The 15819-nt window shown below is 58.8% G+C and carries 8 protein-coding genes; all 8 read left to right on the top strand.

The window, feature by feature from the left end; genetic code table 11:
* The first annotated feature begins 177 nt into the window (after positions 1-177).
* Positions 178-2418, top strand: a complete 2241-nt coding sequence (glyS, locus tag ACCQ12_RS19735) for a glycine--tRNA ligase subunit beta (protein ID WP_372382530.1) — start codon at positions 178-180, stop codon at positions 2416-2418.
* 345 nt (positions 2419-2763) lie between these two features.
* Positions 2764-4548 (top strand): autotransporter assembly complex protein TamA, encoded by a 1785-nt coding sequence (locus ACCQ12_RS19730; RefSeq protein ID WP_179456789.1) that lies wholly within the window; start codon positions 2764-2766, stop codon positions 4546-4548.
* A complete protein-coding gene (locus tag ACCQ12_RS19725; protein WP_372382529.1) occupies positions 4545-8402 on the top strand; it encodes a translocation/assembly module TamB domain-containing protein in 3858 nt (1285 codons plus the stop codon). The genes ACCQ12_RS19730 and ACCQ12_RS19725 overlap by 4 nt, the downstream gene beginning before the upstream one ends.
* A 637-nt stretch (positions 8403-9039) precedes the next feature.
* Positions 9040-9360, top strand: coding sequence for a hypothetical protein (locus ACCQ12_RS19720; RefSeq protein ID WP_372382528.1), 321 nt, complete (start codon positions 9040-9042; stop codon positions 9358-9360).
* Between the two features lie 1909 nt (positions 9361-11269).
* A complete protein-coding gene (locus ACCQ12_RS19715) occupies positions 11270-13825 on the top strand; it encodes an RHS repeat domain-containing protein (RefSeq protein ID WP_372382527.1) in 2556 nt (851 codons plus the stop codon).
* 128 nt (positions 13826-13953) lie between these two features.
* Positions 13954-14265: a hypothetical protein gene (locus ACCQ12_RS19710; RefSeq protein ID WP_372382526.1), complete on the top strand. Its 312-nt coding sequence runs from the start codon at positions 13954-13956 to the stop codon at positions 14263-14265.
* A 106-nt stretch (positions 14266-14371) separates the two neighbouring features.
* Complete coding sequence (locus tag ACCQ12_RS19705) at positions 14372-15250, top strand: RHS repeat domain-containing protein (RefSeq protein WP_372382525.1); 879 nt, start codon at positions 14372-14374, stop codon at positions 15248-15250.
* A complete protein-coding gene (locus tag ACCQ12_RS19700; RefSeq protein ID WP_372382524.1) occupies positions 15250-15651 on the top strand; it encodes a DUF7684 family protein in 402 nt (133 codons plus the stop codon). The genes ACCQ12_RS19705 and ACCQ12_RS19700 overlap by 1 nt, the downstream gene beginning before the upstream one ends.
* Positions 15652-15819 lie beyond the last annotated feature (168 nt).

Here is a 15819-nt window from a genome sequence, read left to right as displayed (position 1 = left end):
CTCCCAAGGGGAGAAGGGAGCAACAGGCCCCTCTCCTGCGGGAGAGGGGTTGGGGTGAGGGGACGGGGCGCAGCCCCCACGCACCCAAACTCCACAGAGCTTCGCCCGTACCCTCATCCGCCCCTTCGGGGCACCTTCTCCCGACGGGAGAAGGGAATACGCAAAGGTCCATGTCACATGAGCGAACAACTTCCCCTGCTGATCGAACTGGGCACCGAAGAGCTGCCGGTCAAGGCGCTGCCGGGCCTGGCGCAGGCTTTTTTCGACGGTGTGCTGGCCGGGCTGGAAAAGCGCGGCGTTGCGGTCACCCGTGGCGATGCCAAGCCGCTATCTACCCCGCGCCGCCTGGCGGTGCTGCTGCCGGGGGTTGCCACCGAGCAGCCGGAGCAGCGCTCCGAAGTGCTTGGGCCGTATCTCACTATCGCGCTGGATGCCGAAGGCCAACCGACCAAGGCGCTGGCCGGATTTGCGGCAAAGGCCGGCATCGACTGGACCGCGCTGGAACGTACCAGCGACGCCAAAGGCGAGCGCTTCGTGCACCGTGCAGTGACGCCGGGCGCGCGCACTGCCGACCTGTTGCCCGACATCCTGCGCGAAGCCATCGCTGCCATGCCGATCCCCAAGCCGATGCGCTGGGGCGCGCACGAGTACGCCTTCGCACGGCCGGTGCAGTGGCTGGTGCTGTTGTTCGGTAATGAGGTGATTCCGGCCGAATTGCTGGGCGTGCGCGGCGATCGCATCACGCGCGGCCACCGCTTCATGCATGAAGGCGCGGTGGCGTTGGCCGCGCCGGGCGAGTACATCGACGCGCTGCGTGCCGCGCATGTGTTGGTGGACGCCGATGCGCGCCGCTCCCGCATCGTCGAAGAGGTGGAAGCGGCCGCCAGGAAGGCCGGTGGCACTGCGCGCATCAGCGACGACAACCTGGAGCAGGTGGTCAACCTGGTCGAATGGCCGTCGGCGGTGCTGTGCAGTTTCGAGCGCGATTTCCTGGCGGTGCCGCAGGAAGCGCTGATCGAGACCATGGAGATCAACCAGAAGTTTTTCCCGGTGCTGGATGACGGCGGCAAGTTGACCGAGCAGTTCATCGGCATCGCCAATATCGAATCCAGGGATGTGGCCGAAGTGGCCAAGGGCTACGAGCGCGTGATCCGCCCGCGCTTTGCCGATGCCAAGTTCTTCTTCGACGAGGACCTCAAGCAGGGCCTGGAAGCGATGGGCGCAGGCCTGGCCACTGTCACGTATCAGGCCAAGCTCGGCAGCGTGGCCGACAAGGTCGCACGCGTGGCGGCGCTGGCCGAAATCATCGCCCCGCAGGTGGGCGCCGATCCGGTGCAGGCGCGGCGTGCCGCGCAACTGGCCAAGAACGATCTGCAGTCGCGCATGGTCAATGAATTCCCGGAATTGCAGGGCATTGCCGGCCGGCATTACGCCAAGGCCGCTGCTGAGCCCAGCGAAATTTCGCTGGCTATCGACGAGGCCTACCAGCCGCGTTTTGCCGGCGACGACATCGCACTGTCGCCGTTGGGCAAGGTGCTGGCGATCGCCGAGCGTCTGGATACCTTGGCCGGTGGGTTTGCGGCGGGTCTGAAGCCGACCGGCAACAAGGACCCGTTTGCATTGCGTCGTAATGCGCTGGGGTTGGCGCGGACGGTGATTGAGTCGGGGTTTGACTTTGACCTCAAGAAATTGCTCGCCGAGGCCAGAAATCAGATCAATCTGCAGGCAAGCGCCCGCCACTTACTCAAGACAGAAGCTGTGCTAGCAAAGGTCAGAGAAGCCGGCGCCACAGTGCCGCAACCTATCGAAAAAGATGCAAAAAGTGTGTTGGCGCAGACCAGCCAAGACGATGAAATCTTCGACTTCATCCTCGACCGCCTACGCGGCTACTACGCGGACAAAGGCGTGCCCGCAACGCATTTCAATGCAGTCGCTGGCTTGTTCTCGGTCGCGCCCGAGGGCGCTCCTACACCGCTGGGCGTAGGAGCGCACCTGGGCGCGACCCACGGCTCCCTCTACGACTTCGACCGCCGCATCGATGCCATCGGCATCTTCGCCACCTTGCCCGAAGCCGAAGCCCTGGCCGCCGCCAACAAGCGCATTCGCAACATCCTGCGCAAGGTCGAGGGCGAGATTCCCGGCGACATCGACACCAGCCTGCTACGTGAACCGGCCGAAGAAGCCCTGGCCGAAGCCGTGGAAGCGGCGATAGGCGACACCGGCGACGCGCTGCATCGCCACGACTACGTCGCCGTGCTCGCCCGCCTGGCCCGCCTGCGCCCGCAGGTGGACGCCTTCTTCGACGGCGTGATGGTCAATGCCGAAGACCCGCAACTGCGCGCCAACCGCCTGGCCCTGCTCAAGAAGCTCGGCGACCGTCTCGGCAGCGTGGCCGCCATCGAGCACTTGTCCAGCTGACGGGCAATGCGCGTGACGGTGCCGCTGCCGTCACGCGCCGGCTGGGGACGACAGCGCCTGACCGATCATCAGTGGTGCGCTGCAGCGTTGCTGCCGTAGTGCGACCCCGTGGCACAGACGCTTCACCCGCGGAGAAGGAACAACGCCACATCACTGCGCCATGTGCGGGCTGACGGTACGCGGGTGCTATCTCCGCCGATTCCCGGGAAGCCTACGGCGCTGTCCTCTCATCCGGCGAGCCTCCTGTGCAGGCGTGTGCATGCGCACGTGACAGACGACATGGCACTCTCGACCCCTAGACGTCCCATTAACAGACCTTCGCGGTCCTGCCGGTATCCTGCGCCGATGCGATTCATCTTCCGGGTTCGACCCGTTCTTCTGCTGCTGTGCGTCCTGGCTGGACCTGCCCTGGCGCGGGCAACCATCGACAAGATCGAGATCAAGGGCTTGGACGACGGCGACGACGCCGAGATGATCGAGAACATCGAGGTCTCCCTGTCTCTGTATGAGGCCGTGGGCAAGGAGCAGGGCGAGTCGCGATTGGAATATCTGCTGGCCCAGGCAGAGCGCCAGACGCGCGAGGCGCTGGAGCCGTTCGGCTACTACTCGCCGACCATCGAGCTGGCGGCGCCGCGCAACGGCGACCGGGTCACGGTGGTGATCACGGTGGACCGCGGCGAGCCGGTGCGGGTGCGCACCTCGCATATCTCCATCACCGGCTGGGCCGAGCAGGACCGCTACCTGGGGCAAGACCTCAAGCAGTTCGAGCCGCGCGAAGGGCAGGTGTTCAGTCATCCGCAATACGAGGCCAGCAAGGTGCGCATCACCCGGCGCCTGGCCGAGCGCGGCTATTTCGATGCCGATTTCACCCAGCGCCGGGTGGCGGTGACGCGCGCCGAACACGCCGCCGACATCGATCTGAACTGGGACAGCGGCCGCCGCTACGACATGGGCAAGGTGCGCTTCGACTACGACTACTTCCGCGACGGGCTATTCGACCCGCTGGTGTACTGGGACGAGGGCAGCTACTACCACGAGGGCAAGCTGGACCGGCTGCGCGAGTCGCTGACCAAGCTGGATTACTTCAGCAGCATCGACATCCAGCCCAAGCCCGAGGAGGCCGACGCCGATGGCCGCGTGCCGGTGGACGTCAAGCTCACCCGTGCCAAGCGCACCGTCTACACCTCGGGTCTGAGCTACGGCAGCGAAAGCGGTGCCGGTGTGCGCGGCGGCGTGGAGCGGCGTTACGTCAACTCGCGCGGCCACAAGATGGACACGCAGCTGGACTACGCGCAGAACCGCAAGAGCCTGACCACCAGCTACCGGGTGCCGGCGTTCCGCTGGCTGGACGGCTGGTACACCGCCTCGGCGCGGTTGTATGACGAGCAGACCGAGTACATCGACCTGCGCAACGTCAAGCTCACCGGCAGCCGCAGCGGCCAGATCAACGAGCGCTGGAGCGCGATCGCCTCCATCAACGCCTTGCGCGAGCGCTGGCGCTTCAGCAGCGGCAACGACTTCGAAGGGGCGGTGTACGAAACCTCCACCCTGATCTATCCGCAGTTGCAGGCCAATTACGTCAATGTCGACGACCGCCTGTTTCCGCGCAGTGGCGTGTCGGCGCAGATGTTCATCCGTGGCGGCGCCGAGGGGGCGGGCTCGGACACCAACTTCGGCCAGCTGTATGGGCAGCTGCGCTGGTTCCTGGGCGCCGGCGACAACGGGCGGGTGATCCTGCGCGGCGAAGGCGGCACCACCTGGACCAGCGATCTGGTCGCCATGCCGCCGAGCCTGCGCTTCTTCGCCGGTGGCGCCAACAGCATCCGCGGCTATGCATTCCGCGAAGTGGGGCCGCGCACGCCCAAGCCGGACGAATTCGCGCTGGGTGCCAAGAATGCGGTCACCGCCAGTGCCGAGTACGAGCATTACCTCAAGGGCGGGCCGTGGGGCGGGGCGGTGTTCGTCGACAGCGGCAGCGCGTTCGACAACACGCCCGACTGGCATACCGGTATCGGCTTCGGCTTGCGCTGGCGCTCGCCGGTGGGGCCGGTGCGCGTGGATATCGCGCACGGCCTGAACGACCCCGACTCGCAGTTCCAGCTGTATATCGACATCGGTGCCAACCTGTGAGTACACCCACGCCGCCCTCCGCGCCGCGCCGCGCGCGCTTCTACCGCCGGCGCCGCTTCTGGGTGGGCTCGGGCCTGACCGTGCTCGGGCTGGTGCTGCTGGCCTTGATCGCCATCTATTGGTTGCTGCAGACCGTGGCCGGGCGCGATGTGTTGCTGGCCCAGGTGGTGGCGCGCCTGCCGGTGGGCGCCAGCTTTACCTACGGCACCGTCGAAGGCCCGGTAGCGGGCCCGTTGACCCTGCGCAACGTCGATTTCAAGTACCAGGACATCCACTTCACCGCCGAGCGCGTGTACCTGGAGCCGGATCTGCGGCCGCTACTGGGGCGCAAGCTGCAACTGGACGCCGTGCAGGTGAGCAATGCCACCTTGAACCTCGGCAAGAGCGACGAACCGTTCACCTTGCCCAGCTGGCCGGAGTCGCTGCCGCAGATCAACGTGCCGCTGGCGATCCAGGCCGACAAGATCGATGTGCAGAACCTGCGCATCACCCAGCTGCAGCAGCCGATGATCGTGCTGCACACCGTGCAGGGCGGCCTGGAAGTGGCCACCGGCGAACTGCGCACGCGCGATCTGGTGGTCGACACCGACATGGGCGACTTCCGCCTGCATGGCGACTACATTCCCAACGACGATTACCACGCCGATCTCACCGCCACCGCAGTGCTGCCGGCCGCGCGCGGGCGTACGCCGGCCAGCCTCGGGCTGGTTGCACGCGGCGATCTGGACAAGATGGAAGTGGCCATCGCCGGCCGCGCGCCGGCACCGCTGCAGGCCAGCTTGGTGTTCACAGGCCGCGACGACCCGACCTGGGCGTTCAAGGCCGTCACCGAGGCGCTGGACACCTCGCTGTTGATTCCGGCTGCCGATGGCGCGCCCAGCGCGCCGGCCACACCCATCGCAGTGAACCTGGCCGCCTCCGGCAAGGGCGGCAACGCCGACCTGCAGGGCAGCATCAAACAGGGCGAGTTGAGCGCCACCCTGCAGCCGTCGCATATCAGCCTGGCCGATCAGGTACTGACCGTCGAACCGCTGGTGATCGACACCTTCGAAGGCCGCACCCAGCTGCGCGGCACCGCCGATTTCCGCGATACCCAGAATCCGAGTTTCCGGTTTGCCGTCAACGCCAGCGGCCTGCGCTTCACCCCGACGCCGGACCCGGCCACCCCGGATGCACCGCTGGTGCCGGTGGAGTTGAAAGAGGCGCGCCTGGGCGTTGCCGGCACCTTGAAGGCCTGGGCGGCGATCGGCCGCGCCACGCTGGAGCGCGACGGCCAACAGGCCGCACTGGTGTTCGATAGCCGCGGCAACGATCAACGCGCACAGCTCAAGCAGGTGCAGGCGAAAACGCCGGGCGGTTCGCTGGATCTCACCGGTGAGGTGGGCTGGACGCCGGAGCTGCAGTGGGACGTCACCGCGCAACTGGCCAAGTTCGATCCGGGCTATTTCGCGCCGGGATGGAACGGAAATCTTTCCGGCAAGGTCGCCTCCAAGGGCCGCCAGCTGCCGGCACCGGCCGGCGGTGTCTCGCCGGGCTTCGAGGCCACTGCAGACATCCCCAGCCTGACCGGCCAGCTGCGTCAACGCGCGCTGTCGGCCAATGGCAAGTTCGCACTGCGTGGCGAACAAGGCGAGGGTGAGTTGCAACTGGCGCTGGGCAATAGCCGCATCAACGCCAAGGGCAAGGTGGGCGACCAGCTCGACATCGCCGCGCAGCTGCAGCCCTTGCAGCTGGACGATGTGCTGCCGGGCGCCACCGGAGTGGTGCGCGGGCAGCTGCAGGTCAGCGGCAAGCGCGATGCGCCGGACATCACCGCCGACATCGCCGGCAATGGCTTGCGCTGGGACAGCTATAGCGCGCAGAGCATCAGCCTGCGCGGCCGCCTGCCGTGGCGCGGCAGCGACGGGCAGCTGGCCCTGCAGGGCACTGCCATCGAGGCGGGCGTGGTGCTGGACAGCGTGCGCGTGCAGGCGCGCGGTGCGGTGGAAGCCTTGCGCCTGGATGCCGACATTGCCAACAGCATGGCCAGCGTCGCCTTGCAGGGCGATGTACGCCGCAATGGCGAACGCTGGCAGGGCCAGGTCGCCACGCTGCGGATCGCCCCGGCCAAGGGCGATGCCTGGGCGCTGCGCCAGCCGGCGCAGTTCAGTACCGATGGCGCCGCATTTACCTTGTCCGATACCTGCCTGGGCGCGGCCACCGGCGGCGCGCTGTGCGCCAGCGCCAACTGGCCGCGTGAGGGCATGGTGGTCCACGGCGACGCATTGCCGCTGTCGCTGGTGCAACCGTGGTTGCCCAAGCAGGAAGGCCGCCAGATCTATCTGCGTGGCGAGCTGTCGCTGGACGGCAGTTTCAAGCCGCGCGGCAACGCCTGGGAAGGCAGCCTGCGTGTCGCCTCGCCGGAAGGCGGCATTCGCCTCGGCGAAACCCGTTACGCCGCGGTGGCCGGCAATCCCAATCGCGGCGAGTTGCTGCGCTACGACCAGTTCAGCGTGCAGGCCGATTTCACCCAGCAGCAGATCCAGGCCAAGCTCGGTATCGGTTTCCAGGGCGCGGGCTTTGTGGATGCCAAGTTCAACACCGGCTGGGATGCATACGCACCGCTCAACGGCGAGCTGTATCTCAACATGTCGCGGCTGTACTGGCTGGAGCTGGTCGTGGCTGACGTGGTGCGGCCCAAGGGCCTGGTCGAAGGCCATGTAAGCCTGCGCGGCACCCGCGACAAACCGCTGCTGGGCGGCGACGCCACGCTGAGCGATTTCACGGCCGAGTACCCCTCGATGGGCCTGACCCTGAGCGAAGGCAAGGGGCGCTTCGACGCGCTGCCGGATGGCTCGGCCAAGATCACCGCATCGGCCAAGTCCGGCGAGGGCACGCTCAACATCGATGGCGGGCTGTCGTGGTTCGGCACCAGCACGCCGCTGTTGCTCAATATCCGTGGCGAAAACGTGCTGGCCTACAACACCAGCGAGTTGCGCATCATCGCCAATCCGGACATGCAGTTCGGCATTACCGACAACACCATGCAGCTGCGCGGCAAGGTCACCGTGCCCGAAGCCGACATCGATCTGGAGCGGCTGGATCGCGGCACCTCGGTGTCCGAAGACGTGGTAGTGCTGGACCCGGTGGACCCGGAAGAAACACCCGCCTCGCCGCTGGATATGGACCTGGCCATCGTGCTCGGCGACAAGGTCAACATGAGCGGCTTCGGCCTGAAGGGCGGGCTGAGCGGGCAGATGCAGATCCGCGCACGCCCGGGGCGCGAAATGACGGCCAACGGCGGGCTGGATGTGCGTGGCCGCTACAAGGCCTATGGCCAGGACCTGACCATCAGCCGCGGCCAGTTGACCTGGAACAACAACATCGTCTCCGACCCGCGCGTGAGCCTGCGCGCCGAACGCAAGATCGGCGATGTCACTGCCGGCATCGACGTCAGCGGACGTGCCGAATCGCCGCGTGCGGATGTCTGGTCGGAACCGGCGATGTCGCAATCGGAGGCGCTGTCGTACCTGGTGCTCGGCCGCGGCCTGTCCACCGCCAGCAGCGACGAAACCCAGCAGGTCAGCGCCGCCTCGGCGGCACTCTCGGCCGGCAGCAGCCTGATCGCCTCGCAGATCGGCGCCAAGCTCGGCCTGGACGACGCCGGCGTGAGCGAATCCAGCACCCTCGGCGGCTCGGTAGTGGGCTTCGGCAAATACCTCTCGCCCAAACTCTACGTCGGCTACGGCGTCTCGATGGTCGGCAGCGGCTCGGTGCTGACGCTGAAATACCTGCTCAGCCGCGGCTTCGATATCGAGGCCGAATCCAGCACGGTGGAGACTAAGGGCTCGGTGAACTGGCGGCGGGAGAAGTAGCCCGCCACTTGACCTTCATCGCGTATTGACAAAGCTGACTCGGCTGTTCATGCTGCGCGAATGAGAGGCCTTGGCCCTCGCTCAAAAGCTCAGGGGAACGTCGCTTCAGGAGCCTGCGCGCCTAGTGCGGTGCTATCTGCGACGTCGATATTGTTGAATATCTGATAGCAAGGAAGGCGGATGCATTTCGGCAAACGGTTGTGCTTGCAGTATTTGCTGGCGCTAACGACGTCATTCTCTGGCGCTGCCATGGCCGTCGAGGTCACTGGCTACGGGAAAATCACCTATGTAGAGAATGGTTGGTATGGCGAAGGGCTCGCCTTACATCATTCGACGGCCTCAGTCACAGGTTGCACAGCTAGCCCAAACGACTTCGCTATCGATAAGAACCACGCGGCATATCAAGAGTTGCTCGCTATGGCTCTGACAGCGTATACGCGAGATCTTGATGTGGGGCTAATTGTAGAAAAAGGCGACTGTGGATTTGGAGGGCGGACAAAGATAGTGGCGATACGGTTCATTAGATAGAGAGCCCTTTCCGGCCGCAACTGATTTTTCCAAAAATCGGATTTTCAACACCGATGCGAAAGGCTTGTGTAAGCCTAGATTAATCGCTTGCATCTATAAGGCAGGGTAAATGAAAAATAGATTGCATCTTGTAGCACTGCTTGGGTTAGCAGCTGTATGCGAGAAAGCGGAGGCGCTTCAGTACATCTCGGGCCGAGTGCTATCTATCGAAGCCACGTACATGCCCGCGCAAATTCCCTTCGTCTTGAGTGCCGGCAACACCGCGTGTCCTGCCGGAAAGCCGCTATATTGGGCGAATTCGAATATCGACAACAATAAAGCTATATACGCTGCTTTAATGACATCACTGACGACTGGCAAAAAAATAACGTTCATTATCGATGATGATGATAGGAAGTGTATTGGCAAATTTATCTACATAGAAGATTAATCGTAAATAATTTCTTCGCAGTGATGCGCTGGTTACGAGTTAATCCGAAAGCAGTCCTTTGCAAGTTATAGATATAAAATGGGTGGTGCGGCGACAAGGCTCACTTCAGTCGATCAATTTAATAATTTACTGTAACAGGAATTCCGGGCTTTATGACAAGGCTGATCCTTACGCTATCAATGCTTCTTGTAAGCTTTGAATTGCTATCACAAACTTCGATCCCTGACAGTTATGAGAAACTAATACGGGAAAGGCATGTGATCCAGCCGAAAGGCTCCGATCTATTTGGAGACGAGGTAGGGCTCTACATGGGAAATCTTGAATTCGTGCAAACGGATATAGATATTCCTGGTAACAGCTCTTTGCCAGTATCGCTTTCCCGTAGATTTGTGGTGAGCTCTAGCAATGGGGAAGCAAGGGTATTCGGGGACTGGGATCTAAACGTTCCACACGTCCACGGCATGTTCACAGAGCGGAGTGGGTGGAGCAATACCCGCTGCAGCAACATGTGGCCGCCTGGTGGTGAGTCCGGTTCAGGGGGCGAATTCTTCCCAGCCGATTTGTTTTGGAATGGTAACTACGTCTATTTGCCCGGATCAGGAGATCAAGAATTACTCCGCACTCGGCCAGGGGTTGGGCCCACGGACGGGAACAGCTATCCGCTGACCACGCGAGATGGCTCAGTCTTCCGCTGCGTTGCTTTAAGTGCCGGAGGAACCGGTGAAGGCTTCCTGATGATCCGCCCAGATGGAACCCAGTATCGCTTCGACTACATGGTCTCCCGTCCCGCGGTTAGTATCATGGACGCGATCGATAAGCCGATTCGAGTTAGGGATACCTGGATTCTTCCAACATTGGTGACTGATCGCTTCGGCAACACAGTGACCTATACGTGGTCGAACTGGCAGTTGGTAAACATAGTCGCAAGCGATGGACGCAGAATCGATGTCAGCGGTTTTCCCGCCACCAGTGCTACCGATGGAGCTAGAAGATGGAGCTATCAATACTCCTCATCCGGAGCGGTAAGTCCCAGGCTAGATAGGCTTGTGCTACCTGATGGTTCTGCATGGATATTCAATATTGCCGATCTCTATTTCAATAACTCTCCTAGCGCAAGAGCGAGCGCCGATTGCGACAACACTAGCAGCTCTCTGTTAGGTGGGCGCCGCATTGGTACTATGACCCATCCAACTGGAGCACTTGGGGAATTCTCTGTGACCGGAATGGAACATGGCCGATCATGGGTACCAAGCAACTGCAAATCATATGGATATGCTCAGCCAGCTCCGATGGGCTACCCCGATCAGCCACGGGTCATTCCTAGCTGGTCAATTCTCCAAAAGAAGATAACCGGGCCAGGCTTGCCTTCCCAGGGGTATACCTGGAGCTATGCATATGGACCAACAAATCATTGCTGGGCTCATAAAGTCTATGGATGGGAAACTGCAGTTTGTGGTGCTGCTTCTCCTACGACGAAGACAGTCACTGTAACCGGCCCTGACAGCTCATCGATACGGTACACGTTCGGAAACCGTTACAGAATCAACGAAGGGCAGCTTCTGCGTATTGATGAAGGATGGAGCGGAAGTAGCTCCATTCGTGCAACGATCAATACCTATGCGTCTCCGGATTCCGGACCATATCCTAGCTCGATTGGCGGGAGCATGATGCCGAGAGGTGACGGCGAAATGGGAAGTCGTTACATGCCTCTCCAGAGCAAAGTAGTCACAGAACAAGGGGCAACATTTAGATGGCAGGTCGCCTCTGATTGTGCGGGAGCTCCCTATTGTTTTGACGTATACGCCAGGCCGACAAAAGTGACAAAAAGTAGCAGCCCCTAGAATCATGAAACGAATGGAATCTCTTTAATTGGAGATCCGCAGCGAGCGATCAAGTGGCGAGAAACCTAATGGAATCCATGTTTAAGGGGCTATGCTTGAAAATAATATTTGAAAACAAGATAAGACTTCTATCCGCCTTAAGTGCATTTTCATGGCTGTCATTGCCCGCGTCGGCACAAAATTATAGTAGAACCGAAGCGGTCTCTTATTACGACGACACTTCAAAATGGGTGCTTGGACAAACATCAAGGATAATAGTGGATGGCGTTATCGCCTCTGAAGTAACTTACGGAGCAAATGCTCAACCGGTCGCATCACGTAGCTTTGGAAAACTGCAACAGACATTCAGTTATAACGCAGATGGCACGGTAGCTACAGTTAGCGATGGGAATGGTAATACGACGGTGCTATCGAACTGGAAGCGCGGTATTCCGCAGTGGATTCGCTATGCCGATGGCACTGGCGAATCTGCAGCTGTCAACGACAACGGATGGATTACCGCTATCGCTGACGAGAACGGCTATCTGACCTCGTACGGTTACGACGCGATGGGAAGGATCAATAGCATTTCTTATCCTGGGGGCGATAGTACTGCTTGGAACTCAACTACGCAGGCATTCGAGCTCGTCCCTAGCGCGGAGTTTGGAATTGCAGGCGGGCACTGGCGGCAAACAATAGCGACAGGCAACTATCGCAAAATCACTTATTTTGATGCATTCTGGCGGCCTTGGCTCACGCGCGAGTTCGATGCAGCCAATGAAGCGGCCACACAAAGATTCCAGAAGTTTTCATACGACCACGAAGGTCGCGTGACATTCGCCTCCTATCCAGGCAGCAGTGATGCGTTAACCACTGGAACCTGGACGCAGTACGACGCATTAGGCCGAACCACAGCAGTGGGCCAGGACACGGAGTTGGACACGCAAGCACTGATAACGCTTACCGAATATCTGCCTGGTAATCAGACGCGGGTGAGAAGTCCTAACGGGCAGAGCACAGTGACCGGTTATCAGGTCTTCGATCAGCCGGCGTACGACAGGCCGGTCTGGATCCAGCACCCAGAAGGTGCCGTCACCGAAATATCGCGCGACATTTTTGGCAAGCCCACAGCAATCAGACGGCGTAGCAACGATGGGAGCCAGGCACTAACGCGCACATATGCATACAACGGCAATCAAGAACTGTGTCGCTCGGTTGAGCCGGAGACAGGCGCTACATTGACGGGCTACGACGGTGCGGGCAACGTCCGGTGGTCAGCTGCAGGTCTACCTATGGACATTGGCTGCGATACGAACGGTGCGTCCGCAACGATAGCCGCTCGAAGGGTCGATCGGGGCTACGATGCGCGAAATCGCATCGCATCACTTACTTTTCCCGATGGCAATGGCAATCAACGCCTAAGCTACTGGCCAGACGGCCTGACCAAGCAAATCACGACATTGAACAATGATGTCGCGACCTACAACAGCTATTCTTACAATAAGCGACGTCTCCTTGTCGGCGAAAGCCAAGGACAGGCAGACGGCGAAACGTGGGCAATGAGTTCGATCTATGACGCTAATGCAAATCTAGCGGCGCATCGCTATCCGACAGGTCAAACTATCGATTATTCACCCAATGCACTAGGCCAGCCGACTCGCGCGGGTGCGTATGCTAGCGCAGTCAGCTACTACCCCAATGGCGCCATTCGTCAGTTCACGTATGGCAACGGCATTTTGCACACGATGGCCCAGAACCGTCGTCAACTTCCCGGTACAAGCCAGGACACGCATAGCGGGATCGCAGTTCTAAGTGACAGCTACACATACGACCAGAATGGCAATGTCAAGTCAATTACCGACAATGCTTCAGGGCGTAATGGGCGCGGAAATCGGAGTATGGAATACGATGGGCTGGACCGATTGAAGTCTGCATCGTCCCCGATGTTCGGCAATGCAGTTTATGCCTACGATGCGCTGGATAATCTGACAAAGGTCGCGATAGCTGGTCGCGATCATTCGTACTGCTATGATCCTTATTGGCACCTGACAAACATCAAGACGGGTGGCTGTGGCGGAGGAACCGTTGTTGGCCTTGCATACGATCTGCAAGGAAATCTCGTCAACAAAAACGGGCAAACCTATGCGTTCGATTTCGGCAATCGCCTGCGGTCTGCCACAGGTAAGGAAACCTATCGATACGACGGTAATGGTAGACGCACGCAAGCAACACAGACAGCGGGAATTGTAGGCTCAATGTACGACCAAGCTGGTGTCTTGCGCTTTCAGAAAAACCAGCGCCGCTCAAAAATTACAGAGTACGTGACGCTTGGCGGAAGTAACGTGGCTGAAATTGAGTGGCCTTTCGGTCAGGCGCCCGCTACGAAAGACGCCTTGACCTGGAGCGCGGGTCCGGGAGCTGTGCGCTACGTGGTTGAAGAAACTATCGACGGCCTAACTTGGACGTCCGTTTACGAGGGCGATCAAACCACTTGGACATCGCTATCACGCCCCTCGGGCACGTATTCATATCGTGTTCTCGGCTGTACGCAGAACGGCGTTTGCAGCGCGGTATCAGGAATTTCGCATATCAAGCGCTCTGCGGTTGATATCTTTCCGCTGCTCTATCAGCTTCTCCTTAACTAATCTCCTTAAAAGTTCCAAGCACTCAAGGTCAGCGATGTAGAGCAATTCACCCATCGATAGATGTTTCGATAATCGGATGAGTGGCGCAATAATTTCAAAAAATTCTTGAGTAAATAAAAGGGAATGACATGAAGCTATCTTATAACTTTGTGCTGTCCGTAGCCCTGGGCATATTTATAGTTGCTCCTCACGCCTCAGCAAATGAATGGGTGCGTGATGTGGAAGTGACCCAGCTAGGGGCTTATCAGGCATCAGCAGCTCACTTCGTATGGTTTGGATCTCTTGCGCAAGAATGTAAAGCCTCACCAACGATGTATTTCGACGAGACTAAGGCAGGTGGTAAGGCTCTAATGGCAACCTTGTTGGCAGCTCTAGTTAATAAAAGAAAAGTGGATTATCAGGCTTCCGGCTGCGACATTGTTGAGGTTTATATTAGGTGATTCACGATAGCAGCGTGGCGTGCATAGTTAGATAAGTTTCTTACCCGCTATGGCTTGTCATTAAATTTCCAAAGCCTCAACTGCTTTCTAAATATCGGAAATGGCAATGAGTGAAACTACAAAAATTGTGAACGGTTGGCTGTGCGCACTACTTGCGTGTGTACTTTCCCTCAGCTTCTGCTCGGTCGCCTCAGCGCAAGTTGTTCGTTATGTACATACAGATGGTCTTGGCTCTGTTTCTGTGCTAACGGATGAAAGTCGCAACGTTATTGAACGGCGAGAGTACGAGCCTTATGGTGCCAACTTAGGGGCACCCACAGATGGAATTGGCTACACGGGGCATGTAATGGATGCTGCAACAGGGCTAACATATATGCAGCAGCGCTATTACGATCCAAATATTGGCAGATTTCTAAGTGTTGATCCAGTAGGCACTAGTCCTATATCAGGGCTTAATTTTAATCGCTACTGGTATGCTTCCAACAATCCATATACCAAGACGGATCCAGATGGTCGGTGCGACGGTCCATCAACATGTGCGATTGATCGTGACATCGCTGCCATGAATCGCGGGGAGATATCTCGAGACGAGTTTATGGTGCGATCAGAGAGTCGTGCCGTCGGAGCTGTAGCAGGCTTGGCGCTGGTTGCTACGGGAGGGCGTGCTATTGGTTTGGTTGGTGGCGTAGCTAGACGTGAAATTAGCAACGAAGCGAGAAGAGGAATTCGATCTTTGGAAAATAGAATTGCCGAGCATGCAAAGAAAATTGAAGATTTTAAAAATAATCCAACTGTCAAGCCAGGAATGGAGAAAATGCCAGAAGCTGCAGTGAAATTACAGCAGCAACGAAGAGTCAGACATTTGGAGAATGAAATTAGAACATTTCGAGAGAACATTGAGAAATTAAAAAATTCTCCCCCTCCGACCCCTCGTTCCCCTCCGCCCACTCCGCCCACTCCGCCCACTCCGCCTGCAAGTACCTGATGAAAATAATTACGAGAAAAGATCGGGAGATGTTGATCTGCGCCCCAGACTGCTTGGGCAAAGCACTTTCTCTTCTAGGCGAGCAGGGCTTTGTCGCCATGTTGCCAGCCTACTCAAAGGAGGAAATGGATGCGATGCTAAAGTCTTCCAAGGTATTGATTGAGTTTGGTTGCAAAGAACTATGCTTCGTAGGAGATTTCGCGAGTCAAACGGAGGATGAACTAGATATTCTGCTTGAGAATAGTGAAAATTTATCAGTTGTAACAACTTCTTATGAAGATGAAAATGAAGCTATTGAGTACTTAATATTCGCCGCCGGCGCAGCGGAGGGGAAAATTTTGGTGATTTTAGGGGCCGGCCACGGTAGTTTAAATAGCCAGTTAGTTAAGGCTTGGGTCTAGATATTTCATGTTACAACGTAATTATTTCAAGCAAGTCCAAGTTTTTTTTTGCGGCGACGAGCGCTGTCATGAAGCTACTTTCCGTATAAGCTAAGTCCAATTAAATGTTTTTAATTGTAAATTTAAATAAATTTGTTGTTGTGCGGGCGCCTACTACTGAAAGCATTG

It is taken from the genome of Xanthomonas sp. NCPPB 1068, assembly GCF_041479385.2.
GTDB lineage: Bacteria > Pseudomonadota > Gammaproteobacteria > Xanthomonadales > Xanthomonadaceae > Xanthomonas > Xanthomonas cannabis.
Note: the sequence above shows the minus strand (reverse complement) of the source record. Positions and strands in the feature narration are given on the sequence as shown.